This window comes from Pseudomonas sp. FSL R10-1350, from assembly GCF_009600525.1.
Lineage (GTDB): Bacteria > Pseudomonadota > Gammaproteobacteria > Pseudomonadales > Pseudomonadaceae > Aquipseudomonas > Aquipseudomonas helleri.
In genome coordinates this window covers 20223-45374 of sequence record NZ_WIVR01000043.1, presented here as the reverse complement: position 1 = coordinate 45374, position 25152 = coordinate 20223, and the positions used below count along the sequence as shown (strand labels likewise).

24 protein-coding genes and 2 pseudogenes are annotated in these 25152 nt (G+C 56.9%); 13 read left to right on the top strand and 13 right to left on the bottom strand.

Annotated features, from left to right (window positions below; translation table 11 throughout):
* The 3 genes and pseudogenes from GHO25_RS17840 to GHO25_RS17830 form a co-directional block, all read left to right on the top strand.
* Positions 1 to 164 (top strand): annotated as a pseudogene (locus GHO25_RS17840) (electron transfer flavoprotein subunit alpha/FixB family protein); the annotation flags it as partial.
* Positions 165 to 264: 100 nt separating this feature from the next.
* Entirely contained in the window at positions 265 to 1035 is a 771-nt protein-coding gene (locus GHO25_RS17835; RefSeq protein ID WP_153391556.1) for an electron transfer flavoprotein subunit beta, read from the top strand.
* Positions 1036 to 1548: 513 nt separating this feature from the next.
* Entirely contained in the window at positions 1549 to 2127 is a 579-nt protein-coding gene (locus GHO25_RS17830; RefSeq protein ID WP_048372347.1) for a GNAT family N-acetyltransferase, read from the top strand.
* Positions 2128 to 2199: 72 nt separating this feature from the next.
* Here GHO25_RS17830 and gbcA read toward each other — a convergent pair whose 3' ends face one another.
* Positions 2200 to 3492 carry a glycine-betaine demethylase subunit GbcA gene (gene gbcA, locus GHO25_RS17825; protein WP_153391554.1) on the bottom strand — a complete coding sequence of 431 codons (1293 nt, stop codon included), beginning with the start codon at positions 3490 to 3492 and terminating at the stop codon, positions 2200 to 2202.
* Between the two features lie 282 nt (positions 3493 to 3774).
* Between gbcA and gbcB the strand changes: the two genes are divergently transcribed.
* The 3 genes from gbcB (at position 3775) to GHO25_RS17810 (ending at position 5615) form a co-directional block, all read left to right on the top strand.
* Positions 3775 to 4875, top strand: coding sequence for a glycine-betaine demethylase subunit GbcB (gene gbcB / locus GHO25_RS17820; protein WP_048372343.1), 1101 nt, complete (start codon positions 3775 to 3777; stop codon positions 4873 to 4875).
* 210 nt (positions 4876 to 5085) lie between these two features.
* Complete coding sequence (locus GHO25_RS17815; protein ID WP_048372341.1) at positions 5086 to 5316, top strand: hypothetical protein; 231 nt, start codon at positions 5086 to 5088, stop codon at positions 5314 to 5316.
* Positions 5313 to 5615: a cell division protein ZapA gene (locus GHO25_RS17810; protein ID WP_048372339.1), complete on the top strand. Its 303-nt coding sequence runs from the start codon at positions 5313 to 5315 to the stop codon at positions 5613 to 5615. The genes GHO25_RS17815 and GHO25_RS17810 overlap by 4 nt, the downstream gene beginning before the upstream one ends.
* Positions 5616 to 5698: 83 nt before the next feature.
* Here GHO25_RS17810 and GHO25_RS26955 read toward each other — a convergent pair whose 3' ends face one another.
* From GHO25_RS26955 to GHO25_RS17795, 3 genes are all read right to left on the bottom strand, one after another.
* Positions 5699 to 6688 (bottom strand): alpha-xenorhabdolysin family binary toxin subunit B, encoded by a 990-nt coding sequence (locus GHO25_RS26955; RefSeq protein ID WP_178110134.1) that lies wholly within the window; start codon positions 6686 to 6688, stop codon positions 5699 to 5701.
* 15 nt (positions 6689 to 6703) lie between these two features.
* The gene (locus tag GHO25_RS17800; protein ID WP_153391550.1) at positions 6704 to 7891 is read right to left on the bottom strand and encodes an alpha-xenorhabdolysin family binary toxin subunit A; all 1188 of its coding nucleotides are present in this window, start codon (positions 7889 to 7891) and stop codon (positions 6704 to 6706) included.
* A 260-nt stretch (positions 7892 to 8151) separates the two neighbouring features.
* Positions 8152 to 9195, bottom strand: coding sequence for a low specificity L-threonine aldolase (locus GHO25_RS17795; protein WP_153391548.1), 1044 nt, complete (start codon positions 9193 to 9195; stop codon positions 8152 to 8154).
* A gap of 284 nt (positions 9196 to 9479) precedes the next feature.
* On the opposite strand from GHO25_RS17795, the gene glyA reads away from it, so the two are divergent.
* The 6 genes from glyA to purU all read left to right on the top strand — a co-directional run bounded on the left by glyA (position 9480) and on the right by purU (position 17012).
* The gene (gene glyA, locus GHO25_RS17790; protein WP_048372332.1) at positions 9480 to 10733 is read left to right on the top strand and encodes a serine hydroxymethyltransferase; all 1254 of its coding nucleotides are present in this window, start codon (positions 9480 to 9482) and stop codon (positions 10731 to 10733) included.
* 22 nt (positions 10734 to 10755) lie between these two features.
* Complete coding sequence (locus tag GHO25_RS17785; protein WP_048372329.1) at positions 10756 to 12006, top strand: sarcosine oxidase subunit beta family protein; 1251 nt, start codon at positions 10756 to 10758, stop codon at positions 12004 to 12006.
* Between the two features lie 14 nt (positions 12007 to 12020).
* A complete protein-coding gene (locus GHO25_RS17780; RefSeq protein WP_048372327.1) occupies positions 12021 to 12353 on the top strand; it encodes a sarcosine oxidase subunit delta in 333 nt (110 codons plus the stop codon).
* Positions 12350 to 15367: a sarcosine oxidase subunit alpha gene (locus GHO25_RS17775; protein WP_153391546.1), complete on the top strand. Its 3018-nt coding sequence runs from the start codon at positions 12350 to 12352 to the stop codon at positions 15365 to 15367. The genes GHO25_RS17780 and GHO25_RS17775 overlap by 4 nt, the downstream gene beginning before the upstream one ends.
* A gap of 12 nt (positions 15368 to 15379) precedes the next feature.
* On the top strand, positions 15380 to 16012 hold the full coding sequence (locus tag GHO25_RS17770; protein ID WP_153391544.1) for a sarcosine oxidase subunit gamma: 633 nt from the start codon (positions 15380 to 15382) through the stop codon (positions 16010 to 16012).
* A 142-nt stretch (positions 16013 to 16154) separates the two neighbouring features.
* Positions 16155 to 17012, top strand: a complete 858-nt coding sequence (purU, locus tag GHO25_RS17765) for a formyltetrahydrofolate deformylase (protein ID WP_153391542.1) — start codon at positions 16155 to 16157, stop codon at positions 17010 to 17012.
* 7 nt (positions 17013 to 17019) lie between these two features.
* Here the strand turns inward: purU and GHO25_RS26950 are convergent, their stop codons facing one another.
* Positions 17020 to 17931 carry an RHS repeat-associated core domain-containing protein gene (locus GHO25_RS26950; protein ID WP_372240945.1) on the bottom strand — a complete coding sequence of 304 codons (912 nt, stop codon included), beginning with the start codon at positions 17929 to 17931 and terminating at the stop codon, positions 17020 to 17022.
* 29 nt (positions 17932 to 17960) lie between these two features.
* A complete protein-coding gene (locus tag GHO25_RS17755) occupies positions 17961 to 18992 on the bottom strand; it encodes an RHS repeat-associated core domain-containing protein (RefSeq protein WP_082148778.1) in 1032 nt (343 codons plus the stop codon).
* Positions 18993 to 19210: 218 nt separating this feature from the next.
* Between GHO25_RS17755 and fdhA the strand changes: the two genes are divergently transcribed.
* Positions 19211 to 20404: a formaldehyde dehydrogenase, glutathione-independent gene (gene fdhA / locus GHO25_RS17750; protein ID WP_048372319.1), complete on the top strand. Its 1194-nt coding sequence runs from the start codon at positions 19211 to 19213 to the stop codon at positions 20402 to 20404.
* Between the two features lie 537 nt (positions 20405 to 20941).
* Here the strand turns inward: fdhA and GHO25_RS17745 are convergent.
* The 7 genes and pseudogenes from GHO25_RS17745 to GHO25_RS17710 all read right to left on the bottom strand — a co-directional run bounded on the left by GHO25_RS17745 (position 20942) and on the right by GHO25_RS17710 (position 25093).
* Positions 20942 to 21529 (bottom strand): RHS repeat-associated core domain-containing protein, encoded by a 588-nt coding sequence (locus tag GHO25_RS17745; RefSeq protein WP_153391538.1) that lies wholly within the window; start codon positions 21527 to 21529, stop codon positions 20942 to 20944.
* A 91-nt stretch (positions 21530 to 21620) separates the two neighbouring features.
* A complete protein-coding gene (locus GHO25_RS17740; protein WP_019409796.1) occupies positions 21621 to 21881 on the bottom strand; it encodes a hypothetical protein in 261 nt (86 codons plus the stop codon).
* Positions 21882 to 22194: 313 nt separating this feature from the next.
* Positions 22195 to 22347 (bottom strand): hypothetical protein, encoded by a 153-nt coding sequence (locus tag GHO25_RS17735; protein ID WP_153391536.1) that lies wholly within the window; start codon positions 22345 to 22347, stop codon positions 22195 to 22197.
* A 173-nt stretch (positions 22348 to 22520) separates the two neighbouring features.
* Positions 22521 to 23594 (bottom strand): RHS repeat-associated core domain-containing protein, encoded by a 1074-nt coding sequence (locus tag GHO25_RS17725; RefSeq protein ID WP_082148776.1) that lies wholly within the window; start codon positions 23592 to 23594, stop codon positions 22521 to 22523.
* 91 nt (positions 23595 to 23685) lie between these two features.
* Positions 23686 to 23946, bottom strand: coding sequence for a short-chain dehydrogenase (locus tag GHO25_RS17720; protein ID WP_153391532.1), 261 nt, complete (start codon positions 23944 to 23946; stop codon positions 23686 to 23688).
* Between the two features lie 323 nt (positions 23947 to 24269).
* Positions 24270 to 24578, bottom strand: a pseudogene (locus GHO25_RS17715) (anti-sigma factor); the annotation flags it as partial.
* Complete coding sequence (locus tag GHO25_RS17710; RefSeq protein ID WP_153391530.1) at positions 24575 to 25093, bottom strand: sigma factor; 519 nt, start codon at positions 25091 to 25093, stop codon at positions 24575 to 24577. The gene GHO25_RS17710 and the pseudogene GHO25_RS17715, both read right to left, overlap by 4 nt.
* Between the last annotated feature and the right edge of the window lie 59 nt (positions 25094 to 25152).

The window sequence follows — 25152 nt, the reverse complement described above, 5'->3', positions numbered from 1 at the left end:
GCATTGGCGCGTGCGACAAAGTGGTGGCGATCAACCTCGACCCTGGCTGCGACATGATCAAGCGCGCTGACTTGTCGGTGATCGGCGACGGCACGGCGGTGCTGCAAGCGTTGATCGCGGCGGTTGAGCAGTGGCGCCATGGCGCTAAGCAAAGCGCCGCCTGACCCCATGTAGGAGCGAGCTTGCCTCGCGATCTTTTAAACGATCAAAAGATCGCGAGACAAGCTCGCTCCTACAGGTTTTGTGTGTTTTGGAGAGTTATGTATGAGCATCGACACTGTCGCACTGGTTTCAATCGGCGCTCACCCCGCTTCCGGGCGGGCCCGGCGTGCCGAGAACGATGCCCGCGCTGTTGAGCTGGGCCTGCAACTGGCTGGGGATAACCTGCATGTGCTGCACGCCGGTAACCCTCACGAGCCCGCGCTGCGCGCTTATCTGGGCATGGGCCTGGACGAACTGCATGTTCTTGAACAACCCGAGCACGCCGACGCGGTGCCGGTGCTGCGCGATTACTTGCGTGAGTCCGGGGTTCAACTGGTGCTGGCCGGCAGCCAGGCCGAAACCGGCGAAGGGTCGGGCATGCTCCCGTACCTGCTGGCCGAGCAATTGGGCTGGCCGCTGCTGGTGGGCGTGGCGCACATCGAATCTATCCACAACGGTGTGGCGACGGTGCTGCAAGCGCTGCCCCGTGGCCAGCGACGTCGGCTCAAGGTACGCCTGCCGTTTATGGCCACTGTGGATAACGCCGCGCCTAAAGCCCGGCAGAGCGCCTATGGCCCGGCCACACGCGGGCAAATCGGCGCCCAGGAGGTAGAAGTGGTGGAGGACGAGTTATCCACACGCGGGCTTTTCCAGACCGCCAAGCCGCGCCCCAAGCGCTTGAAGGTGATCAAGGCCAAAAGCGGCGCTGACCGCATGAAGGCCGCCACAGCCAAGGCGGCCGGAGGTTCGGGGCAAGTGCTCAAAGGCGTGAGTGCCGAAGAGGGCGCACAGGCGATTTTGAAGTTACTCATCGAAGAAGGCGTGGTGCGCTGAGTTGCCCACAAAGTCTGTTAGCGCTTATGTGGATAAGTTGTTTGCTATCGGCTAAGCGCCATACAGATCAAGGCTTTCAAGCATCTGATCAAAAAACAGCCAATTACCGTTGTTATCCACTGCGCAGCCGTTAAACCCTTGAACAATGGCGCCTTTAAGGGGTTTTCCACAGTCGGGCAGGGCGGTGCATAAGTTGCACACATTCTCTGTTGGCGGTTATGTGGATAACGTGTTCGCGGTTAGCTACAGCCCATATAAAACGTGGCTTACACAGTTTTGATCAAAAAATAGCCAATCGCCTTTTTAAGGATAACTTACCCACTTCCCCACAATTGCTGTGGGTGTGGCTGTGGATAAGATGTTGGTGAAGGGCTGCATGCCTTTGAACGCGTGGCCTGGGGCGTGTTGATCAAAAAATGAGCTGTGCACAGTAACACTTGGTCATAAACCCCCTTGGCGCACGCGCCGTGGGCTGCGTTAAAAAGAGCGCCTTAAGCCTGTGGAGTGACGCATATGCCAATTTTGTTTCGTCCAGCGTTGCAAACGGATGCGCGCGACATCGCGCGCCTGTTTCAAATTTCATCTGAGGGAGGCGCCGATTACATCTGGAGCCTCATCGCACAACCGGGCGAGGCGCTGCTGGACGTGGGCGAGCGTCGCTATGCCCGTGAAGGGGTGAATTTCTCGTATGAGAACTGCCTGATTGCCGAGGCCGAAGGCCGCGTGATTGGCATGATGCACAGCTACGTGATGCGTGAAGACCCGAACCCTGAGCCTGTGACCGACCCGGTGCTGGCGCCGTACGCCGACATGGAGGTCCCCGACACGCTGTATATCTCCAGCCTGGCCTTGCATGAAGGGTGGCGCGGCCTGGGCTTGGGCCAGGAGTTTCTTAAATACGCGCACCAGCGTTGTGATGAGTTAGGGCTCAAGGGCTTGAGCCTGATCGACTACGCCGCCAACACCGGCGCCCGCCGGTTCTATGAGCGTCATGGGTTTACGATTGTTAAAACCTGCACCGTCGTCCCGCACCCGATGATCGGGGTGACAGGCGAGGCGTATTTGATGTTTCTGGAGCGTAAGCCCCTGTAGGAGCGAGCTTGTCTCGCGAGCTTTTAAACCATCAAAAGATCGCGAGGCAAGCTCGCTCCTACAGGGTTGATATCACTGGGTGACGACGCCTTTGAGGTAGGCCGCTGGCGCTGCGCCCAGGTTGTTCAGCAGGCGATCGCTGTACCAGTCGATAAAGTTGACCACTCCAAACTCGTAGGTCTTGGAGTACGGTCCCGGCTGGTAAGCCGTAGAGTTGATGCCGCGCTGGTTTTCTTCGGCCAGGCGACGGTCCTGGTTGTTGGTTTCGTCCCAGACTTTACGCATGCGCTCCACGTCGTAGTCCACGCCTTCTACCGCATCTTTGTGCACCAGCCATTTGGTGGTGACGATGGTTTCTTGCGAGCCGATCGGCCACACGGTGAACACCAGAATGTGGTCGCCCATGCAGTGGTTCCAGGAGTGCGGCAGGTGCAGGATGCGCATCGAGCCCAGGTCCGGGTTTTTGATCCGGCCCATGAGTTTTGCACAGCCTTGTTTGCCGTCCAGGGTCATCGATACGGTGCCTTTAAGCAGCGGCATGCGCACGATGCGGTTACGCAAGCCGAAGCTGGCGTGGGCATAGGGAATTTTTTCGGCGTCCCAGGCAGCGGCAGAGGCGGCCACGTGATCCTTGAACGCCTGGTCGGCGCGCGGGTCGGTCACGTCGTCCCATTCCAGCAGGGTTTTCAACAGCTCCGGGTGCGAGCCGCCGCAGTGGTAGCACTCGCGGTTGTTTTCAATCACCAGCTTCCAGTTGGCTTTTTCGACCAGGGTGGTCTGGATCGCCACCTTGGTGTTTTCCATGTCGTAAGGTTCCATGTAGTGGTTCAGCGTGGCCAGGAACTCGTCAATCGCCGGTGGGTTCTCGGCCATGCTGATAAAGATGTAGCCGCCTGCGGTTTTCACGTTGACCGGCTTGAGGCCGTACTGCTTCATGTCGAAATCGGCGCCCATCTCGGTGCCGGCAAACAGCAGGCGCCCGTCCAGCTCGTAGGTCCATTGGTGGTAGTGGCACACCAGCTTGGCGACTTTGCCTTTCTCGCTGGTACACAGCCGCGAGCCGCGGTGGCGACACACGTTATGGAAGGCATGTACCTGGCCTTCAGCGCCACGGATCACGATGATCGGGTTCTTGCCCACTTGCAGGGTCAAGAAGTTGCCCTTGGCCGGGATCTCGCAGGTCATGCCCGCAATCAGCCATTCCTTTTGAAAGATCTCTTGCATGTCGATTTCGAACAGACGCTCGTCGTTATAAAACGGCTGCGGCAGCGAAAACGTCCGCTCGCGATTTTGCAACATCTCGGCGGTGGCCTTGCGTGCAGGTTCTAGTGGATCGCCCAGGCTCAGGGTTGCGGTGACGTCCATCGTTGTAGTCCTCATGGCCATTCGACGTGGCCTAAAAGTGGCTGATCAGGGGTGCGACACAAGGCAAAGCAAAAACTGTTGTCAGTGGCGCTGAGTGTGCGTTCGAAGTGCCTGATCGCCATATCTGCGGGCGACATGGCCCAATCTGTTCCCGACGCTGCAAGAGCTGTTTTCAGCGGCTGGTCGCGATAAGTATGTGAATGTCGCGAATAGGTAAATGGCCGCCCAAGGGCATGCGCAAAATCGCCAGCAAGAGGCCGACAGTCGGCCGTGGAGAAGCGTATGTCCAACAGCTTTCTGAATCCGGTTACCACTCAAACCTGGGCCAATGGCCGGCACATCGTGCGTTGCGTCAAAGTGATTCAGGAAACCTGGGATGTGCGCACGTTCTGCTTTATGGCGGACCAGCCGATTTTGTTCTTTTTCAAGCCGGGGCAGTTCGTGACCCTGGAACTGGAGATCGACGGCGACCCGGTGATGCGTTCGTACACCATCTCTAGCTCACCGTCGGTGCCGTACAGTTTTTCGGTGACGATCAAGCGCGTGCCGGGCGGGCGTGTGTCTAACTGGCTGCACGACACCCTGCAAGAAGGCCAGGAGCTGGCGGTGCATGGCCCGGTCGGACTGTTTAACGCCATCGACGCGCCCAGCCCGAAGGTCCTGTACCTGAGCGGCGGCGTGGGCATCACCCCGGTGATGTCGATGGCGCGCTGGTTCTACGACACCAACGCCAATGTCGACATGGTGTTTATCCACAGCGCCCGTTCGCCCAAAGACATCATTTACCACCGCGAGCTGGAACACATGGCGTCGCGCATCGACAACTTCAGCCTGCACCTGATCTGCGAGAAGCATGGCCTGGGTGAACCGTGGGCGGGGTATCGCGGTTACTTGAACCACAAAATGCTCGACCTGATGGCGCCCGACTTTATGGAGCGCGAAGTATTCTGCTGCGGGCCTACGCCGTACATGAATGCGGTGAAACGCCTGCTGGAAAGCAACGGTTTTGACATGAGCCGTTACCACGAAGAATCGTTTGGTGCGACGCCACCCGAGGTGCGGGCAGACGCCATCGAACAAGCCGAGCAAGCGGCCGATGCGCCGGAGCTGGACGTGGCCGACCTCAACCAGGTGGAATTCACCGCGTCGGGCAAGAGCATTCGCGTGGGCCCGGCTGAAACCGTGCACGCAGCCGCAGCCAAGCTTGGCCTGATGATCCCCAAAGCCTGCGGCATGGGCATTTGCGGCACCTGCAAAGTGCTCAAATTGGGCGGCGAAGTCGAGATGGAACACAACGGCGGCATCACCGACGATGACGTGGCAGAAGGCTACATCTTGTCGTGCTGCAGCGTGCCCAAGGGCGATGTGCGCATCGAATTCTGAAAGGGACTGTAGGAGCGAGCTTGTCTCGCGATCTTTTGATCGTTAAAAAAGCTCGCGAGGCAAGCTCGCTCCTACAGTGTATTCAGCAGTCTCGGGAACAAAGGTTGCAAACCGCAGTCTTTAGGGCGCGTAAAGGCAGGTCTTCGCTAGCTTAGCGGTCGACTTTTCTTTATCGTACGCGCCCTCTGAAAACTGCTTGAGAACACCACCATGATTGAGTCATCCCTTAGCAAACTGGAACAACTGGTCAGCGACCTGGTTCAGCAAAAACAAGAACTGCTGGACGCCAACACTCAGCTGAACGCTGAACTGGCCCAGGCCAAAGATGAAAACGAAAGCCTGCAACTGTCGCTGATGGAAGCCGAAGAGAAGCAAGGCGCTACCGCTGCACGCATTCAAGCCCTGGTTGAGCGCGCGAGCGTGAGCCCTGTCAACGCATGAGCGCGGACAGAGACGGAGTAAATGTCGTCTCGATTTTGGGGAACGACTACACGATCAAGGCACCGGAAGGCGAGAAACAAACGCTGCTGGCCGCCACGGTCATGTTGAAAGCTGCCCTGGCCGAAACGAAAAGAAAGTACCCGAGCTTGATCGGGGACAAATTGCTGGTTTTGGCCGCGTTGAATCTGTGCTCACAACAGATTGAATTGCAACTGAGCCACAAACAGGAACTCGACCGTTATCAAGAGCAAGTCAGCGCCACGGTCGATGTGATTGAGCGAACCCTCGGGCAAGTCTGAGTCGGCGCGCATCACAGAGGCGGGCAAGGCAGGTAGCACCAGCACACGCTGCCTTGTCCGCTATTAACCTGAGCAGGCCTTGCTTATTTGGGTAGCCTGATCGACGTGAGCGGTTTCAAGAACGCTTCGAGTTGCTGCATTTCATCTTTAATAGCGTCGACGTTGTCGGATGATAACGGGCCGTCAAAGTTAACCTTGCCCATATAGTGCTCTATCCGACGGGTAACGTTTGTCGCTTGCGTGTGGTAATCGTTTTTTAAAACGTTTAAGGTTTCGGCCTCATTCAGCGCCTGGGTGACGGCGGCGTGTTTTTTTTGTAACTCGATCAGTACGGATTCATGGTCTCGGCATTTCTGGATCTCAAGCCTTAATACGTTTCGGGCTTCGATCATTTTTAGATAGTTCAAATGCTCGGAAATATAGCTCAAGTACTTTTTCAGCAGAATGAGTGCTTGTTTGAGGATTTCGACTTTTGACGCTGAAAAACTGACAGCGTTAATGGTTTCTTCGCTGGGGATCCAGTCCGCCAGGTAATCGGCAATATTTTTTTCGTCAATTAAATGAATGGCAGTGCTCAGGGTTTGCAAGTCAACGTTCAGCTGTTGTTGGCGTAACTTGTTATTTTCAAGCTTGGTGTTAATGTCCTCGGTCATCGAGTGCGGTACGCGCAAGTCCAGCTCAGACAGTTTGATATCATCGAGGTCATTTTGTGTGTTCTCCATGGCCAGGAGCAATTGGGCGATGACACGGTGCGATTCTTTTTGGCTGGTCAGGTAATCGTGTTCCAGTGCTGCGATCGATTGTTTTTTTTGTTCGTCGCCCAGTGACGGGCTGTTTTCTATCTCTAGGATCATTGGCCGTAAACGGATGTAATTTTTGTCGGTTAACCGTACGGCTATTTTCACTGTGTGAGTGAGCAGTGTCTCGTGGGCTGCGTTAATCGCTTTATCCAGGCGCTGGACCTTTGAGCCCAGAGCGCTGTTAAATGAAAGTTCCAGACGGCCTGCCAAGGCATTGATGTTTTTTTTATTGTTCTTGATAAGCGCAATATTGATTAAGGGGAAGTCAGTCACAGTAAACATCCTTGCTTAAGGGTTTGATTGATTGGCGGTGTATAAAACATCCAGCAATGCGCTAACGGTCAGGTTGACTTCTTTCCAGGGCGCGATGGTGCGATCGATATTGGCTTGAAAAGAGATTAATGCCTGACCGGTTTTAATCAGCTTGAAGTCAGTCGCTGAGGTTTCGATATGGGCAATGATGGTTGCCCATACTTTTTTTAGCTTTTCGGTGGCTTCTGCCGCGCCACCCATGGCGGTCTCCAACGTACGCAGAGACAGGCTGTGTTCCGTAACCAGCTTTGGAATACCTTCGGTGGCGAGGAGCTCGCTTTCGAGTTGGGTGATCTCCCGGTTCAGTTTCCCCACGTGGTGTATGACGTCTATCAGCTCAGGGCTTAACAAAGCGGGGCCATTAAGAAAGTTTATTAAGAGGCTAAGTGGGTTGGCAGCGGACAGTCCGATCTTGCTAATGTCGAACGCCAAGAGTTTGGTCTTTTCGTTATTTTTTTGTTTGTGTGTTTCCCGTGCTTCGTTCAAGCGCAACATTAACCGATTGGCATGATCGGCGCTGGACACTTTACTCAATGTATTGATGCTGCGTTCGACAAGAGGAATCAAGTGTTGCGCAAGTTTATTATTAAACGAGGTGATCTCTTTGTGCAGGTTGTCGGTCTCACTGGATGCCTTTGCGATGCTTATTTTAAGGTCGTCAAATGTACTGCCGAGAGTCTTATGGACTTTTTCGTCTACGGGGTCAAAGGGAATGGGCGGCAAATGTTCGATTGAGGTGCTCTCAAACTTTTCAATCTTTTCAACAATAGGCATTTGGGAAATGGTGTCAGACAGGCGGGTCATGAAGGTGGTCAGGTTATATGAAAACACTTTCAGGCGCTCACCCGAGGCAAATAATCCTGTCTCTATATCGGGCCAGAGCAGCGCGTGCCGGTGAATGCTCTCATGAATGGTTAACAGCTCAAGGGTGCTAAATTCGGCTGTTTCAAGTTTGCCAAGTTTTTCATGTATGTCTGGCAGGGTTTTAGGCAGTTTTTTAGCGGTGTGAACATACTCTTTAATGAGCTTCATGTCTTCGGCTGTTAAGAATAATCGCGCCTCCGGACTGTTGAGGGCTTCGAAGAAGGGTGGGGGTTCATTAATGGCTGTTTTATTAATACGCTCGCGGTTTATATATTCACTGTCGGGTGTCATTTGTTTCATGGTGTTAACCTTTTATCAGTCAGTTAGGTGATGACCCTCAAGCAGGGGTTTGCATGGCCTTAGTCAAACGCTATTTGAGTGTATTAGCCATAAGTGGAAGTCGTTTGTAGAGGTAAGAATACTGACTTGTTTTACTATTGTTCAGGCGTTGAAGATGTAGGTTTTATGGTTGCAAGTTAGATTAATTGAAATAATTGACAGAAAAAAAAGGGAGCATAAGTAGCTCCCTTAGTGGTTTAAAACAGGACGTCGCGTGATGTTTAGTTAGCCAACATTACTTCTCGAATATCCGCCGCCAATTCCCGCACCCGTGCTTCTTCGGTGTCCCACGAGCACATGAAGCGGGCGCCGCCTTTGCCAATGAAGGTGTAGAAGCGCCAGCCCTTGGCGGTCAATGCGGCCACCGCTGGCTCCGACAGTTGCAAAAACACGCCGTTGGCCTGCACCGGGAACATCAGTTCAACGCCTGGAATATCGCTGACCAGTTGGCTGAGCAATTGCGCGCAATGGTTAGCGTGGCGGGAGTGTTTGAGCCAGGCCTGGTTTTCCAGCAAGCCCACCCACGGTGCTGACAAAAAGCGCATTTTCGACGCCAGTTGCCCGGCCTGTTTGCAGCGGTAGTCAAAGTCCACCGCCAGGTCGTGGTTGAAGAACAAAATCGCTTCGCCCACCGCCATGCCGTTTTTCGTACCGCCAAAGCACAGCACGTCTACCCCGGCTTTCCAGCTCAGGTCGGCCGGCGAGCAGCCCAAAAATGCACAGGCGTTGGAGAAGCGCGCGCCGTCCATGTGCAGCAGCAGGCCCAGCTCTTTACAGGTGGCGCTGATGGCGCGGATTTCTTCAGGGGTGTACACCGTGCCCACTTCAGTGGCCTGGGTGATGGTCACCACGCGCGGTTTTGGGTAGTGAATGTCTTTGCGCTTGAGGGCGATCTCGCGGATCGACTCCGGGGTGATCTTGCCGTTTTCTGTGCGGGCCAGCAGCAGTTTGGAGCCGTTGGAAAAAAACTCCGGGGCGCCGCATTCGTCGGTCTCGACGTGGGCGGTTTCGGAGCAGATCACGCTGTGGAAGCTCTGGCACAACGACGACAACGCCAGCGAGTTGGCCGCCGTGCCGTTGAAGGCGAAGAACACTTCGCAGTCGGTTTCAAACAAGGTGCGGAAGTCGTTGGCCGCACGCAGGGTCCACTCGTCATCGCCGTAAGAACGTTGATGGCCGTGGTTGGCTTTTTCCATGGCAGACCAGACTTCGGGGCAGATACCGGAGTAGTTGTCGCTGGCGAATTGTTGGCTCTTATCAGTCATTTCCCGGTTCCGTGTCGAAGGGTGTGCTGCACTTTATCCAAGAACGCGGCGGGTGCACAGACACACACACATCCTGTAGGAGCGAGCTTGCCTCGCGAGCTTTTAAACGATCAAAAGATCGCGAGGCAAGCTCGCTCCTGCAGACTCTGCGTTTGCGTGATGTCGTAAACGCGCCATTGCGTGGCGCGCGCAGGCATTTGATCGGCCTGTACCGGCTCTACCATCTGGCTCAAAGGGCATAAGCCTCACCGAGACGAATGGCGCGCTGGCGCTGGGAGAACGCAATGTTCAGCAAACAGGATCAGATTCAGGGTTACGACGATGCCTTGATGGCGGCGATCAACGCTGAGGAGCAGCGTCAGGAAGATCACATCGAGCTGATTGCCTCCGAGAACTACACCAGCCAGCGGGTCATGCAAGCGCAGGGCAGCGGCCTGACCAACAAGTACGCCGAAGGCTACCCCGGCAAGCGCTATTACGGCGGTTGCGAACATGTGGATAAAGTCGAGCAGTTGGCCATCGACCGCGCCAAGCAACTGTTCGGCGCCGATTACGCCAACGTGCAGCCGCACTCGGGCAGCCAGGCTAACGCTGCGGTGTACCTGGCGTTGCTCAATGCCGGTGACACCGTGCTGGGCATGAGCCTGGCCCATGGCGGCCATTTGACCCACGGCGCCAGCGTGAGCTTTTCGGGCAAGTTGTACAACGCCGTGCAGTACGGCATCGACACGGCCACCGGGCTGATTGACTACGACGAAGTGGAACGTTTAGCGGTCGAACATCAGCCAAAGATGATCATTGCAGGGTTCTCGGCCTACTCCAAAACGCTAGATTTCGCACGCTTTCGCGAAATCGCTGACAAGGTCGGTGCGTACTTTTTTGTCGACATGGCCCACGTGGCCGGGCTGGTTGCAGCGGGCTTGTACCCGAACCCGCTGCCGTACGCCGATGTGGTAACCACCACCACCCACAAAACCCTGCGCGGGCCACGTGGCGGGCTGATTTTGGCCAAGAGCAACGAAGCGCTGGAAAAGAAATTCAACTCGGCGGTGTTCCCCGGCGGTCAAGGCGGCCCGTTGATGCATGTGATTGCCGCCAAGGCCGTGTGCTTTAAAGAAGCACTGGAGCCGGGCTTCAAAACCTATCAGCAACAGGTGATCGACAACGCCCAGGCCATGGCCGAGGTGTTTATCAAACGCGGCTACGACGTGGTCTCAGGCGGCACCGACAACCACCTGTTTTTGGTCAGCCTGATCCGTCAGGGCCTGACCGGCAAAGACGCCGACGCCGCCTTGGGCCGTGCGCACATCACCGTCAACAAAAACGCCGTGCCGAACGACCCGCAATCGCCGTTCGTGACCTCGGGCCTGCGCATCGGCACCCCGGCGGTGACGTCCCGTGGTTTCAAGGTGGCGCAGTGCACGGAGTTGGCGGGCTGGATTTGCGACATCCTCGATCACCTCGGTGACCCCGATATCGAGGCCGATGTGGCGCGTCAGGTGACGTCGCTGTGCAAAGACTTCCCGGTTTATCGCTGAGCGCGTTTTTGGAGTAAGCCCTATGCAACGGTACTCAGGTTTCGGCCTTCTTAAGCACTCGTTCAGCCACCACGAAAACTGGCAAAAAATGTGGCGCACGCCGACCCCCAAAAAGGTCTATGACGTGGTCATCGTCGGCGGCGGCGGGCATGGTCTGGCCACCGCGTATTACCTGGCCAAAGAGCACGGCATCACCAACGTGGCCGTGGTCGAAAAAGGCTGGTTGGGCGGCGGCAACACGGCGCGCAACACCACCATCGTGCGTTCCAACTATTTGTGGGACGAGTCGGCGCACCTGTACGAACACGCCATGAAGTTGTGGGAAGGCTTGTCCCAGGACCTCAACTACAACGTCATGTTCTCGCAGCGCGGCGTTTACAACCTGTGCCACACCCTGCAAGACATGCGCGACTCGGAACGCCGGGTCAGCGCCAACCGCCTCAATGGCGTGGACGGCGAACTGCTTAACGGCAAGCAAGTGGCGGACGAGATTCCGTACCTCGATTGCTCAAAAAACACCCGCTACCCGATCATCGGCGCCACCGTGCAACGGCGCGGCGGCGTGGCCCGGCATGACGCTGTGGCCTGGGGTTTTGCCCGGGCCGCCGACGCCCTGGGCGTGGACTTGATCCAGCAGACCGAAGTGCTCGGCTTTCGCAAAGAGAACGGCGTGTGCATCGGTGTTGAAACCAGCAAGGGCTTTATCGGCGCCAAGCGCGTGGGCGTGGTCACGGCCGGTAACTCCGGGCACATGGCGCGCCAGGCCGGGTTCCGTCTGCCGATCGAATCGCACCCGCTGCAAGCGCTGGTGTCGGAGCCGATCAAGCCGATTATCGACAGCGTGATTATGTCCAACGCCGTACACGGCTACATCAGCCAGTCCGACAAGGGCGACCTGGTGATCGGTGCCGGTATCGACGGATGGGTCGGCTACGGCCAGCGCGGCTCGTACCCGGTGATCGAACACACTATTCAAGCGATTGTGGAGATGTTCCCGGTGCTGTCGCGCGTGCGCATGAACCGCCAATGGGGCGGCATCGTCGACACCACACCGGACGCCTGCCCGATCATCTCGAAAACCCCGGTCCCGAATCTGTTCTTCAACTGCGGCTGGGGCACGGGCGGTTTTAAAGCCACGCCGGGCTCGGGCAACGTGTTTGCCGCCAGTTTGGCCAAAGGCGAAATGCACCCGCTGGCGGCGCCGTTTTCCATTGACCGTTTTTACAACGGCGCCCTAATCGATGAGCACGGCGCAGCCGCTGTCGCCCACTAACAGGAGAAACACCCATGTTGCATATCTTCTGTCCTCATTGTGGCGAGTTGCGCTCCGAAGAAGAGTTTCACGCCAGCGGCCAGGCGCATATTCCGCGCCCGCTCGACCCTAACGCCTGCACCGACAAAGAGTGGGGCGACTACATGTTCTTTCGCGATAACCCACGCGGCCTGCACCACGAACTGTGGAACCACGTCGCCGGTTGCCGCCAGTTCTTTAACGCCACGCGCAACACCGTGACCTACGAAATTTTGGAAACCTACCTGATTGGTAGCAAACCGCAGTTCACCGAACAGGCCGCGCCGGTTGCGCCTGCAGCCACCCGCGAGCTGGGAGAAAAGGTATGAGCCAGACCCATCGCTTGCCTAACGGCGGCCGTGTTGATCGCAGCAAAGTGCTGACCTTTACCTTCAACGGCCAACAGTACAAAGGCTATGAAGGCGACAGCCTGGCGGCCGCGTTGCTGGCCAATGGTGTCGACATCATCGGTCGCAGTTTCAAGTACTCCCGGCCTCGGGGCATTTATGCCGCTGGTGCCGAAGAGCCCAACGCAGTGCTGCAAATCGGCGCCACCGAAGCCACGCAAATCCCCAACGTGCGCGCCACGCAACAGGCGCTGTATCAAGGGTTGGTGGCCACCAGCACCAACGGCTGGCCCAACGTCAACACCGACATGATGGGCATTTTGGGCAAGGTCGGCGGCAAGCTGATGCCGCCGGGTTTTTACTACAAAACCTTTATGTACCCGCAGTCGTTCTGGATGACTTACGAGAAGTACATCCGCAAGGCGGCAGGCTTGGGCCGTTCGCCTACGCAGAATGACCCCGATACCTACGACAACATGAACCACCATTGCGACGTGCTGATTGTCGGCGCCGGGCCTGCCGGATTAGCTGCTGCCCTGGCGGCTGCGCGTAGCGGTGCACGGGTGATTGTCGCCGATGAGCAGGAAGAGTTTGGCGGCAGCCTGCTGGACAGCCGCGAAAGCCTGGACGGCAAACCGGCCATGGAGTGGGTGGCGAAGGTGATCGCTGAACTCAAGAGCCTGCCGGGCGTGCTGTTGCTGCCGCGGGCGACGGTCAACGGTTATCACGACCACAACTTTCTGACCATTCACGAGCGCCTCACTGACCACCTGGGTGACCGTGCGCCGATTGGCCAAGTGCGCCAACGCCTGCACCGGGTCCGGGCCAAGCGCGTGGTGCTGGCCACGGGCGCCTGTGAACGCCCGCTGGTGTACGGCAATAACGACGTGCCGGGCAACATGCTGGCCGGCGCGGTGTCGACCTACGTGCGCCGCTACGGCGTGGCGCCGGGTAAAAAACTGCTGCTCAGCACCAACAACGATTACGCCTACCGCGTCGCGCTGGACTGGCTTGATGCCGGCCAACAGGTGGTGGCGGTGGCCGATGCACGGAGCAACCCGCGAGGCGCGCTGGTTGAAGAGGCGCGGGCCAAAGGCATTCGGATTTTGACCGGCAGTGCGGTGATCGAAGCCCGTGGCAGCAAGCGCGTGACCGGCGCCCGCGTGGCGGCCATTGACCTTAAAACCCACAGCGTTACCAGCCCCGGCGAATGGCTGGTGTGTGACCTGGTGGCGACCTCGGGCGGTTACAGCCCGGTGGTGCACCTGGCCTCGCACTTGGGCGGCAAGCCGATCTGGCGCGAAGACATTCTGGGTTTTGTACCGGGCGAAGCGCCGCAAAAGCGCGTGTGCGTCGGCGGCATCAATGGCGTGTACGGGTTGGGTGACAGCCTGGCCGATGGTTTTGAAGGCGGCGTGCGCGCAGCCAGCGAAGCCGGGTTTAAAGCGGTCGAGGGCGTGTTGCCCAAAGCCTTGAACCAAGTGCAGGAAGCCACCGTGGCGCTGTTTCAGGTGCCCCACGAAAAAGCCACGGCGCGGGCCCCCAAACAATTTGTCGACCTGCAAAACGACGTGACGGCGGCCGCGATTGAGCTGGCCACCCGCGAAGGCTTTGAGTCGGTCGAGCATGTTAAACGCTACACCGCGCTGGGCTTTGGTACTGACCAGGGCAAGCTGGGCAACGTTAACGGTCTGGCGATTGCTGCGCGTTCGTTGAACGTGACCATCCCGCAGATGGGCACCACTATGTTCCGCCCCAACTACACGCCGGTGACGTTCGGCGCGGTGGCGGGTCGTCATTGCGGGCACATCTTTGAGCCGGTGCGTTACACCGCGTTGCAGGCCTGGCACGTGAAACAGGGCGCCGAGTTTGAAGACGTCGGCCAATGGAAACGCCCGTGGTACTTCCCGCGTCATGGCGAAGACCTGCACGCAGCGGTTAAACGCGAGTGCCAGGCGGTGCGCGACAGCGTCGGTATTCTGGACGCCTCGACCCTGGGCAAAATCGACATTCAAGGCCCCGATGCGCGGGAGTTTTTAAACCGCATTTACACCAACGCCTGGACCAAGCTGGATGTGGGCAAGGCGCGTTACGGGCTGATGTGCAAAGAAGACGGCATGGTCTTCGACGACGGTGTGACGGCGTGTCTGGCCGACAACCATTTCGTCATGACCACCACCACCGGCGGTGCGGCCCGCGTGCTGCAATGGCTGGAAATATATCAACAGACTGAATGGCCGGAGCTCAAGGTGTACTTCACCTCGGTCACTGACCATTACGCGACGCTGACCTTGAGCGGCCCCAACAGCCGCAAGCTGCTGAGCGAAGTGACCGACATTGATCTGGACCGCGAAGCGTTCCCGTTCATGACCTGGAAAGAAGGCCTGGTGGCGGGCGTGCCGGCGCGGGTGTTCCGTATTTCGTTTACCGGCGAGCTGTCGTACGAGGTCAACATCCAGGCTGACTACGCCATGGGCGTGCTGGAAATAATCGCCGAGGCGGGCAAGCAGTACAACCTGACCCCGTACGGCACCGAGACCATGCACGTGCTGCGCGCCGAGAAGGGCTTCATCATCGTCGGCCAGGACACCGACGGCTCCATGACCCCGGACGACCTCAACATGGGCTGGTGTGTGGGCCGCACCAAACCGTTCTCGTGGATCGGCTGGCGCGGCATGAACCGCGAAGACTGTGTGCGTGACCAGCGCAAACAATTGGTGGGCCTCAAGCCGGTCGACCCGAATAAATGGCTGCCGGAAGGCGCGCAACTGGTGTTCGATCCTAAACAGACCATCCCGATGACCATGGTTGGCCATGTGACCTCCAGCTATGCGCACAACTCGCTGGGGTATTCGTTTGCCATGGGCGTGGTCAAGGGGGGCCTCAAGCGCCTCGGCGAGCGGGTGTTCTCACCCCAGGCGGATGGCAGCGTGATCGAGGCTGAAATTGTGTCTTCGGTGTTCTTCGACCCGAAAGGCGACCGGCAGAATATTTGAGTGGGTGATCTCATGACGACCGCAAACGTATACCAACAACGCCCGGACTCGGGCGCCAAAGCCGAGTCATCGCTGCATCACGCCCACCTGGCCAAGTTGATCGGCAAGGGCCGTAAAAACCCCGGCGTGACCGTGCGCGAGAAAAAACTGCTGGGCCACCTGACCCTGCGCGGCGAAGCCAAAGACCCGGCTTTTGCCGAAGGTGTGCACAAGGCGCTGGGCCTGGAGTTGCCGGTAGCCTTGAGCCTGGTGGCCAAGGGCGACAGCTCGCTGCAATGGATGGGCCCGGATGAATGGCTGCTCATCGTCCCCGGCGGTCAAGAATACGCCGTGGAACAAACCCTGCGCGCCGCGTTGGCGGGCCTGCATATTTCGGTGGTCAACGTCAGTGGCGGGCAGCAACTGCTGGAGCTGAGCGGGCCGAACGTGCGCAACGTGCTGATGAAGTCGACGAGCTACGACGTGCACCCCGACAACTTCCCGGTGGGCAAGGCGGTGGGCACCGTGTTTGCCAAGTCGCAGCTGGTGATCCGGCACACGGCTGAAGACACTTGGGAGCTGTTGATCCGCCGCAGTTTCTCGGATTACTGGTGGCTGTGGCTGCAAGATGCGGCGGCGGAATATGGGCTGAATGTTGAGGCCTGATGTCCACTGCAAGTCTCCTGTGGGAGCGGGCTTGCTCGCGATGGCATCAGCGCGGTGAATCAAATACACCGCGTCGCTTGAATCGCGAGCAAGCCCGCTCCCACAGGGGGGTGTTAACTCTCATATAACAAGGAATTGCACCATGAGCCGCGCCCCTGACACCTGGATTCTCACGGCCGACTGCCCCAGCCTGCTGGGCACGGTCGACGCTGTGACCCGTTACCTGTTTGAACACCGCTGCTACGTCACTGAGCACCATTCCTTCGACGACCAGCGTTCGGGGCGATTTTTTATTCGCGTTGAATTCCGTCAGCCCGACGGTTTTGACGAGAACGCCTTTCGCGAAGGGCTCGCTGAGCGGGGCAAGGCCTTTGGCATGACCTTTGAGCTGACCCCGCCGCACTACCGGCCCAAAGTGCTGATCATGGTGTCCAAGGCTGATCATTGCCTCAACGACTTGCTGTATCGCCAACGCATCGGCCAACTGTCGATGGACGTGGTGGCCGTGGTCTCCAACCACCCCGACCTTGAGCCGCTGGCGCAATGGCATGGCATCCCGTATCACCACTTCGCCCTCAACCCGACCGACAAGCCCGCGCAAGAAGCCCGCGTGTGGCAAGTGATCGAAGACACCGGCGCCGAACTGGTGATCCTTGCCCGCTACATGCAAGTGCTGTCGCCCGAGCTTTGCCGCAAACTCGACGGCAAGGCCATCAACATTCACCACTCCTTGCTCCCCGGTTTTAAAGGCGCCAAGCCGTATCACCAGGCCTACGAGAAAGGCGTGAAACTGGTGGGCGCCACCGCGCACTACATCAATAACGACCTGGACGAAGGCCCGATCATCGCCCAGGGCGTGGAGGTGGTTGATCACAGTCACTACCCCGAAGACTTGATCGCCAAAGGCCGCGACATTGAAGCCCAGACCCTGGCGCGGGGTGTGGGCTATCACATTGAACGGCGGGTTTTTTTGAATGGGGGGAGGACGGTGGTGTTGTAGCTCCAGCCTATGTTTTGCGAATAGTACTGACCGTGGTGCTGGCAGTCGCAGCGGAGTTTGGCGCTCGTGATGTCCGCACAAAATCGGGCGGGGGAGGTGGAATAAAGTCGGGAGGCGGCGACGATGACCTTGATTGGGGGCGGCTTCTCGGAGCGGGCGGCGCAGGTGGAATGAAGTCGGGCGGCGACGCAGATCTCGAACGGCTGCGACTGGCCAGAACGCTTGATTCGGGGGCAGGAACGGGAAGCGGTTGTGTCGGTAATCCTCGCCCCCATGGATCATGATTGACCCCTGGTGTGCCTGGATGCGGTGTTAGCGGCGCGGGTGGCACTGGCCGTTGGTTAAACAGCGCAATTGGCTCATTGATCGCCCTCGGCCTCCTTCTTCGAACCACATCAAGGGTGATGACGTGGATCTTTAACGGCCTAAGTGTGAGATGCCCATCAGGATCAACATGATTGACCGGGTCCCCTTTGCAATAGGCGTACGCATTAGTGCCACCTTTGCCAAACGGGCTCCAACTGTCCGGGCTGTTGAAGCGCATCAATACCGGATTGAATGCCCGATACCCCAGGCCCAGTAAATAGTACCCGGTGATGGTGTCGACTCGTTCGCCATTAAATCCCAGCACACTCTGTTGATTCATCGGTATGGGCCGATGCCCGTACGCGGAGTAGGGATAGGACTGTAGCCCGTCGGTATTGAGGCTCAACAGAACGCAAGAATGCTGGTCAGTCAGCAGCAGTGTCGAGGGCGTGTCATCACCCCGCTTGAACTGGGCCAATGGTTGACTCGGTGACTCAAAAAAACAACGGTGAGCCGGCCCTTCTAGCTCGGTGGCGATCCGTTGACGATTATAAAAGCGACGCCGCCCATCGACCCTGGACAGCCTGTCCAGTGGGTCGTAGTGATAGACCATTGATAGCGCTGCAACGCAAGGTTTCATGTTTAAGACCCCCTTCTAGGATCTGTGCCGAAGTAACGGTCCCAGTAGGGTAGTTGTGCATCCGGTAAATTAACCCCCCGGCCTTCATTCGCCAATCGAATAGAAATAATGCGGTGTCTGATTTGGTGCAGGCTTTGAACGTGCCTAATGCCCTGTAGCAGGGCTCTAAAATCCTGGCTGTCATCAGGCCCTAAGCTGCCAACCGGTGACACATTGAATAATTTAATACCCAAGTCATTGGGAGTGGACGCTGATGTTTCCCTACCCGTTGATATCAACCCTTGCTGAGCCTTGTGCATTTCTCTTGAAATAGCTTTGTTGTTTCTATTCAAACGAGCACGCTGTTCGATCAGGGTGCGCTCACTAAGACGTTTAAACGTCAGGTCAGCGTCTTGGGCATCGGTTTTGTAATGCCTTACGAGAGGCGCGTACTGTTGGGTTTGTTTATTTTGAATGGCGATCAAACGGTTTGTTTTTATTTCAGGAGGCGCCATGACGTTTATGCTGCGAAGAAAGCGCTTTATCCAATGCCCCGACGGGTCTGAGTTGTTAATTGGATCAGTGCAGTAGGCATACATGTTTATGCCTCCTTTTCCAAAGGGGCTCCAACTGTCCGGGCTATTAAAGCGCATTAATACCGGATTAAACGCCCGGTAACCTTGGCCCAATAAATAATGCCCTGTTATTGGCTCTGGTCGTTCGCCGTTAAACCCCCAACCTGTGAGCGCGGTGCCAATGGCGTGATAACCAAATGGCAAGTAAGCCCTCGTCTGCTGATGCCCCTCTGGGCTGACGCCATTGAGCACCGAGGCATGCTGATCGGTTGCCAGCAAGGTGGTGCCACGAGCAGCACCCTGTTGTTGCACTGCCAAGGGGTGTGAGTGCGTTTCAAAAAAACGGCTTTGCAGAGTGCCTTCAATTTCAGTGGCGATGCGGGTGTTGTTGTAAAAACGTTGAAGGCCGTTGCTGTCGGCCAGGCGATCCAAGGGGTCGTATTGGTAGACGCTGGTGTTGGGGTTGAATCGTGTGCTCATGCTGACCTCATGAAGGCTCACTAATGGGAAGCATGAGTCAGTATCAAAGTGCCGGTACGTTTTGCCTAGCTAGCAGATCTGTTAGGTAACGAGGTCGTGTACGACGTATTTGCCTATGCCGATGTCGCACAGTGGTGCTTTGACGGCAGCAGCAAGCTCTAAGCTGCAAGCGACACGTTAAAACTGCTTCACCTCCAACAACAACAAGGGTGAATACGATGGCTGACAATCGCGGTGTGGTGTACCTGGGCAATGGCCAGGTTGAAGTGCAGAACATTCCTTTTCCCAAGATGCAAAACCCTCAAGGCAAGCCGATCCATCACGGGGTGATCCTGCGGGTGGTGTCGACCAATATTTGTGGGTCTGACCAGCATATGGTGCGCGGTCGCACCACGGCGCAAGTGGGGCTGGTGCTGGGCCACGAGATCACCGGCGAGGTGATCGAAGCCGGGCGTGACGTTGAGCATTTGAAAGTCGGCGATCTGGTGTCGGTGCCGTTCAACGTGGCGTGCGGGCGTTGCCGCAGTTGCAAAGAGCAAAACACCGGCGTGTGCCTGACCGTCAACCCGGCCCGTCCCGGCGGTGCGTATGGCTATGTGGACATGGGCGATTGGGTGGGCGGCCAGGCGGAATATGTGCTGGTGCCGTATGCCGATTTCAACCTGCTCAAACTGCCGAACCGCGACGCCGCCATGGAGAAAATCCGCGACCTGACCTGCCTCTCCGACATCCTGCCCACCGGCTACCACGGCGCGGTCACCGCGGGCGTTGGCCCCGGCAGCACGGTGTACATTGCCGGTGCTGGCCCGGTAGGCCTGGCCGCGGCGGCGTCAGCGCGCTTGCTGGGCGCGGCGGTGGTGATTGTCGGTGACGTCAACCCGATCCGTCTGGCGCATGCCAAGGCGCAGGGCTTTGAGATTGCCGACCTGTCCAAGGACACCCCGCTGCATGAGCAAATTGCCGAGTTGCTGGGCGAGCCGGAAGTCGACTGCGCGGTCGATGCCGTGGGCTTTGAAGCCCGTGGCCACGGCCATGACGGCGTCAAGCACGAAGCCCCGGCCACGGTGCTTAACTCACTGATGGGCGTGGTGCGGGTGGCGGGCAAAATCGGCATTCCGGGCTTGTACGTCACCGAAGACCCGGGCGCTGTCGATGCGGCCGCCAAAATGGGCAGCCTGAGCATCCGCTTTGGTCTGGGCTGGGCTAAATCCCACACCTTCCACACCGGGCAAACCCCGGTCATGAAATACAACCGCCAACTGATGCAGGCGATCATGTGGGACCGCATCAAGATTGCCGACATTGTGGGTGTTGAGGTCATCAGCCTCAATGACGCACCGCGTGGGTATGGCGAGTTTGATGCGGGCGTGCCGAAGAAGTTTGTGATTGATCCGCATACGTTGTTTAGCTGATCCTTAATTTGCTGTGAGGAAGCACTTACCTGTTCAGATAAGTGCTTTCTCGAACAAGCTAAGTTTTAGCTATTTTATTAAAGGTGCATTAATGGGGGGGCGATGGGCAGAGCTTACTTCAACGTCTACCGCTTATTACATGTCTACGAAGAAAATCTCTGTTTCTCCTTATAGTGTCTGGAGAGAGTCTCTGTATTGGTTCAAATGAATCATTTGATTGATGTGCAATTGTTTGAACAGGTGTTGCGTTGCTATTTTTCGGGCGGTGTATATTCTGGCTTTCCCAGTAGCTGGGAGGTCGGTTTTTTTTGGCTTTGCCCGGTGTTGTTATAGGCGCTATTGTTATACCTGTATTGTCGTAAGCAGGAGCGGTTTTTCGGTAGGGTGGTGGAGATAAGTATTCTGTACTTGTAATGTTTCGTGTTCTAAAATTTCCGGCTGAATAAGGTGGCGGGGCAATGTCGCTGGCGACTTGGAGTCCGTGGGTAGTCGATATAGTCTCAGTCGCGGGAGTATATTTTTTAAGTACGTCAGCACTCACTTTTGTAACAAGTTTTTTTTAGAAGATACACGTGAAGTAAATATGTTTTTTAAACCCTTCCATATATTGGGGAAATGACCTGTCGGGTCAACCTTGTTCAACGGGTCATTATCGCAATACGCATACGCATTAATCCCTCCCTCCCAAAACGGGCTCCAACTGTCAGGGCTGTTAAAACGCATCAATACCGGATTAAACGACCGATACCCCTGGCCCAATAAATAATGCCCCGTCAGCGGTTCTGGTCGTTCGCCGTTAAACCCTGCGCCATTGAGTGAGGTGCCAATGGGGTGATGGCCAAAGGGCGAGTAAGCCTGCGCGTGCAGGGCACCCTCAGGGCTAACGCCATTGAGTACAGAGGTTTGCTGATCGGTCGCCAATAAGGTGGTGCCGGGCAAGCTGCCATGCTGCTGCAATGCGAGGGGTTGGGAGTCGGTCTCAAAAAACCGGCTTTTACGTTCGCCCTCGATCTCAGTGGCGATGCGGGTGTCGTTGTAAAAACGTTGAATGCTGTTGCTGGCTGCCAGCCGGTCCAATGGATCGTAGAGGTAGGTGCTGGCGACGGTTTTGCGCTGTTTGCTCATGGTGAACTCCCGGGAAAAGCGCGGACGAAGGGTTAGCTTCCCCCTGGAGTCATGGGCTGTATAGCTAGCAGAACTGCTAGGTCGTAAGCGTTTAGACCTGCAAGCGCTGGCCCAGTACGTCGAGCAGGTCACAGCCGTCGCGCAGCAAAATGGCGCAAGGCTGGGTGATGTGTTTGAGGTCTACGCCGTCGGCGGCGCTCAGGTCTAAACGGTTGAGGCTTTCGAACAGTTGGGTCACGGCCAGAATGCGCGCCGCCGCATTGGCATGCAGCACGTCAGGCGGGCTTTGGCGGTCAATCAGCAAGCTGGGGATCAGGCAGTCTATTGCGGTCAGCGGGATGTATTGGTTCATAAAGTGCACTCTGGTGTGTTGAATATCGCTGCCACCTATTCGTCGCCAAACGAATAGGTGGCAGCTGCACGCAGGTTGGCGAACCGGAAACACACCACCCGGCAGACCCGAAGGTCTCCCGCGCACAGCTGCCATAACACAGCCTTGCGGGTGCAAAAAAGCCTGCAAAAAAAAACAGGATTTTTCGCATGGTGGTTTACAGGTCGCCAAACCCGGTCGCCATTGGGACGACCGGCGGACTATAAGCCCCTGACTCCAACCCGTGCAAACCTAAAACCTTGTAGGAGCGAGCTTGCTCGCGATCTTTTGAGGGTTAAAAGACAGCCAGCACAACCACTGCCACCACCACACAGGCGATAGCGACCAGGCTCAGTCCGCTCAACAACGGTCGCTTGGCCGCCTCTTGAGGTTCAATGCGCGCCACAATCGCTTGCCACACACGGTCGGGCACCGGGTCCTGGCCCACGCAGCCGTTCCATGCCCCGGCGCAGCCAGACTTTGACCGAACCCAGTGGCGCGACCAATTGCTCGGCTAATTCTTTGGCGCTGCATGCCATCCAGTTGCTCAAGGCAAGGCGGCTGTTGCAGGCTGCCCTGTTGTTGCAATGCTAGTGAGGTAAGGCGTTAATGCATTAATGGCTAAGCCGTATTTCTTATTTTAGAGCCATAGGTGACGGGGTTATATTCAGTGTTTAGAAAAGAGGGTAGATATTTTGACAGGCCTCGATTTTTATCAATTGAAAATATGGTGTCATATTTAGAAGTTTGGCCATTTTTTAGTGGGGGCAATATTTTATCTGGGTCGACTGCTGTGACAGTGCCTATGTACGATTTTACAGGGCGGCCCGCTTCGGCTGACAGGTGTGCTGCGAATGAATTAGCATTGCCGTTTCCAGAGAAGCACATGATTGTACGTAGGCTGGAATAATCGTCCATTGAATAGCCATTATTTACCGCAAGGGTGTGAAGGGATGAGGCATCAATAGCCTGATGATCATTGAAAAACATCCGGGTGTTTTGGGTGGAGTTGTCGCCGTGGCCAATAAAGTTAAGTCTTCTTTGTTTATGATAGGTGTCTTCGAACGTGACAATTCCTTCAGAAAGTCGTGTAACGTTTTTAGCTTTTTTAACTGCGCTGCCTTTAAATTTTGACACGGTCCTTATGTAGATACGCGAAAAAAAGTTAAGCAGAGCAGACGTGTAATGGCCTGAAGGATCGACCTGATTGACAGGGTCGCCAGTACAATACGCATACGCGTTAATCCCCCCCTCCCCAAACGGGCTCCAACTGTCCGGGCTATTAAAGCGCATCAATACCGGATTAAACGCCCGATACCCTTGGCCCAATAAATAATGCCCGGTCACAGGCTCTGGTCGTTCGCCGTTAAACCCTGCGCCATTGAGTGAGGTGCCGATGGGGTGATGGCCAAAGGGCGAGTAAGCCTGCGCGTGCAGGGCGCCCTCAGGGCTAACGCCATTGAGCACAGAGGTTTGCTGATCGGTCGCCAATAAGGTGGTGCCGGGCAGGCTGCCATGCTGCTGCAACGCGAGGGGGTGGGAGTCGGTCTCAAAAAACCGGCTTTTACGTTCGCCCTCGATCTCAGTGGCGATGCGGGTGTCGTTGTAAAAACGTTGAATGCTGTTGCTGGCGGCCAGCCGGTCCAATGGATCGTACAGGTAGGTGCTGGCGACGATTTTGCGCTGTTTGCTCATGCTGAACTCCCGGGAAAAGCGCGGACGAAGGTTGAGCTTCTCCCTGGAGTTTCACGCTGTATAGCTAGCAGAACTGCTAGGTAGCGAGGGTTTAGACCTGCAAGCGCTGGCCCAGTACGTCGAGCAGGTCACAGCCGTCGCGCAGCAAAATGGCGCAAGGCTGGGTGATGTGTTTGAGGTCTACGCCGTCGGTGGCGCTCAGGTCTAAACGGTTGAGGCTTTCGAACAGTTGGGTCACGGCCAGAATGCGCGCCGCCGCATTGGCATGCAGCACGTCAGGCGGGCTTTGGCGGTCAATCAGCAAGCTGGGGATGAGGCAGTCTATTGCGGTCAGCGGGATGTATTGATTCATGGCTTAGTCTCGTTGAAGTAAATGAGACTGCCGCCTACCTGTCGCCAAACAAATAGGTGGCAACTGCACGCGGGTTGGCGAACCGGCAACGAGACACCCGGCAGACCCGAAGATCTCCCGCGCACAGCTGCCATAGAGCAACTCTGCGGGTACGGATCATCCTGCAAAAAAACAGACGTTCCGCACTCATTGATCGGGTCGCCAAACCCGGCCGCCATTGGGACGACCGGCGGACTATAAGCCCCCGACTCCAACCCGTGCAAACCTAAAACCTTGTAGGAGCGAGCTTGCTCGCGATCTTTTGAGGGTTAAAAGACAGCCAGCACAACCACTGCCGCCACCACCACACAGGCGATAGCGACAAGGTTCAGCCCGCTCAACAACGGTCGCTTGGCCGCCACTTGAGGTTCAATGCGCGCCACAATCGCTTGCCACACACGGTCGGGCACCGGGTCCTGGCCCACGGAGTCGGTCAGGCGGGCGAGGCTGGTTTGCCAGGCGGCGAGTTCTTCGCGCAACCCGGCGTCATCGACCAGCAGTTGTTCAAAGCGTTTGCTGGCGGCAGGCGGCATCAACCCGATGGCGTAATCGCCTGCCAGGGCACGGCGCAGGGTGGGGGTTTGATAATTCATGCTTCAAGGCCTCCACGCAGCCGTTCCATGCCCCGGCGCAGCCAGACTTTGACCGAACCCAGTGGCGCGGCCAATTGCTCGGCTAACTCTTTGGCGCTGCGGCCCTGAAAATAGGCAGTGGTAATGGTTTGACGCTGCATGCCATCCAGTTGCTCAAGGCAAGGCGGCTGTTGCAGGGCGCCCTCGGGCAGCTCACGGTGCATGCGCAATTGCTCGATGGCCTGGTCGTGGGTGATGGCGATCATCCAGGCCACAGGGGCTGATAAATGGGGGTCGTATTGCGCGGCGTTTTGCCAGATGCGCACGAAGCTTTCTTGCACCACTTCTTCGGCCAGATCACGCTGGCTGATGCACTGCAAAGCCACGTTTTGCAGACGCGGGGCGACGCTACGATACAACGTTTCAAAGGCTCGGCGGTTGCCCAATGCACATTGGGCCAACAGCTTTTTGAGGTACTCGGCGTCGGAGATTAAGATGACCGTTCTCCCATATATCAGGGGATGGCAATGTGCCATTCACGTGGAAAGATTAGTCCAAAATTCGTGGCTGTTCCATGCATTGGCCGATCATTTTT

Excerpts from the sequence above, each read along its gene's own strand:
- GHO25_RS17835 (WP_153391556.1), top strand. The coding sequence starts at position 265 with ATGAGCATCGACACTGTCGCACTGGTTTCAATCGGCGCTCACCCCGCT.
- GHO25_RS17830 (WP_048372347.1), top strand. The coding sequence starts at position 1,549 with ATGCCAATTTTGTTTCGTCCAGCGTTGCAAACGGATGCGCGCGACATC.
- gbcA (WP_153391554.1), bottom strand. The coding sequence starts at position 3,492 with ATGGACGTCACCGCAACCCTGAGCCTGGGCGATCCACTAGAACCTGCA.
- gbcB (WP_048372343.1), top strand. The coding sequence starts at position 3,775 with ATGTCCAACAGCTTTCTGAATCCGGTTACCACTCAAACCTGGGCCAAT.
- GHO25_RS17815 (WP_048372341.1), top strand. The coding sequence starts at position 5,086 with ATGATTGAGTCATCCCTTAGCAAACTGGAACAACTGGTCAGCGACCTG.
- GHO25_RS17810 (WP_048372339.1), top strand. The coding sequence starts at position 5,313 with ATGAGCGCGGACAGAGACGGAGTAAATGTCGTCTCGATTTTGGGGAAC.
- GHO25_RS17800 (WP_153391550.1), bottom strand. The coding sequence starts at position 7,891 with ATGAAACAAATGACACCCGACAGTGAATATATAAACCGCGAGCGTATT.
- GHO25_RS17795 (WP_153391548.1), bottom strand. The coding sequence starts at position 9,195 with ATGACTGATAAGAGCCAACAATTCGCCAGCGACAACTACTCCGGTATC.
- glyA (WP_048372332.1), top strand. The coding sequence starts at position 9,480 with ATGTTCAGCAAACAGGATCAGATTCAGGGTTACGACGATGCCTTGATG.
- GHO25_RS17785 (WP_048372329.1), top strand. The coding sequence starts at position 10,756 with ATGCAACGGTACTCAGGTTTCGGCCTTCTTAAGCACTCGTTCAGCCAC.
- GHO25_RS17780 (WP_048372327.1), top strand. The coding sequence starts at position 12,021 with ATGTTGCATATCTTCTGTCCTCATTGTGGCGAGTTGCGCTCCGAAGAA.
- GHO25_RS17775 (WP_153391546.1), top strand. The coding sequence starts at position 12,350 with ATGAGCCAGACCCATCGCTTGCCTAACGGCGGCCGTGTTGATCGCAGC.
- GHO25_RS17770 (WP_153391544.1), top strand. The coding sequence starts at position 15,380 with ATGACGACCGCAAACGTATACCAACAACGCCCGGACTCGGGCGCCAAA.
- purU (WP_153391542.1), top strand. The coding sequence starts at position 16,155 with ATGAGCCGCGCCCCTGACACCTGGATTCTCACGGCCGACTGCCCCAGC.
- GHO25_RS26950 (WP_372240945.1), bottom strand. The coding sequence starts at position 17,931 with ATGGTCTATCACTACGACCCACTGGACAGGCTGTCCAGGGTCGATGGG.
- GHO25_RS17755 (WP_082148778.1), bottom strand. The coding sequence starts at position 18,992 with ATGAGCACACGATTCAACCCCAACACCAGCGTCTACCAATACGACCCC.
- fdhA (WP_048372319.1), top strand. The coding sequence starts at position 19,211 with ATGGCTGACAATCGCGGTGTGGTGTACCTGGGCAATGGCCAGGTTGAA.
- GHO25_RS17745 (WP_153391538.1), bottom strand. The coding sequence starts at position 21,529 with ATGAGCAAACAGCGCAAAACCGTCGCCAGCACCTACCTCTACGATCCA.
- GHO25_RS17740 (WP_019409796.1), bottom strand. The coding sequence starts at position 21,881 with ATGAACCAATACATCCCGCTGACCGCAATAGACTGCCTGATCCCCAGC.
- GHO25_RS17725 (WP_082148776.1), bottom strand. The coding sequence starts at position 23,594 with ATGAGCAAACAGCGCAAAATCGTCGCCAGCACCTACCTGTACGATCCA.
- GHO25_RS17720 (WP_153391532.1), bottom strand. The coding sequence starts at position 23,946 with ATGAATCAATACATCCCGCTGACCGCAATAGACTGCCTCATCCCCAGC.
- GHO25_RS17710 (WP_153391530.1), bottom strand. The coding sequence starts at position 25,093 with ATGGCACATTGCCATCCCCTGATATATGGGAGAACGGTCATCTTAATC.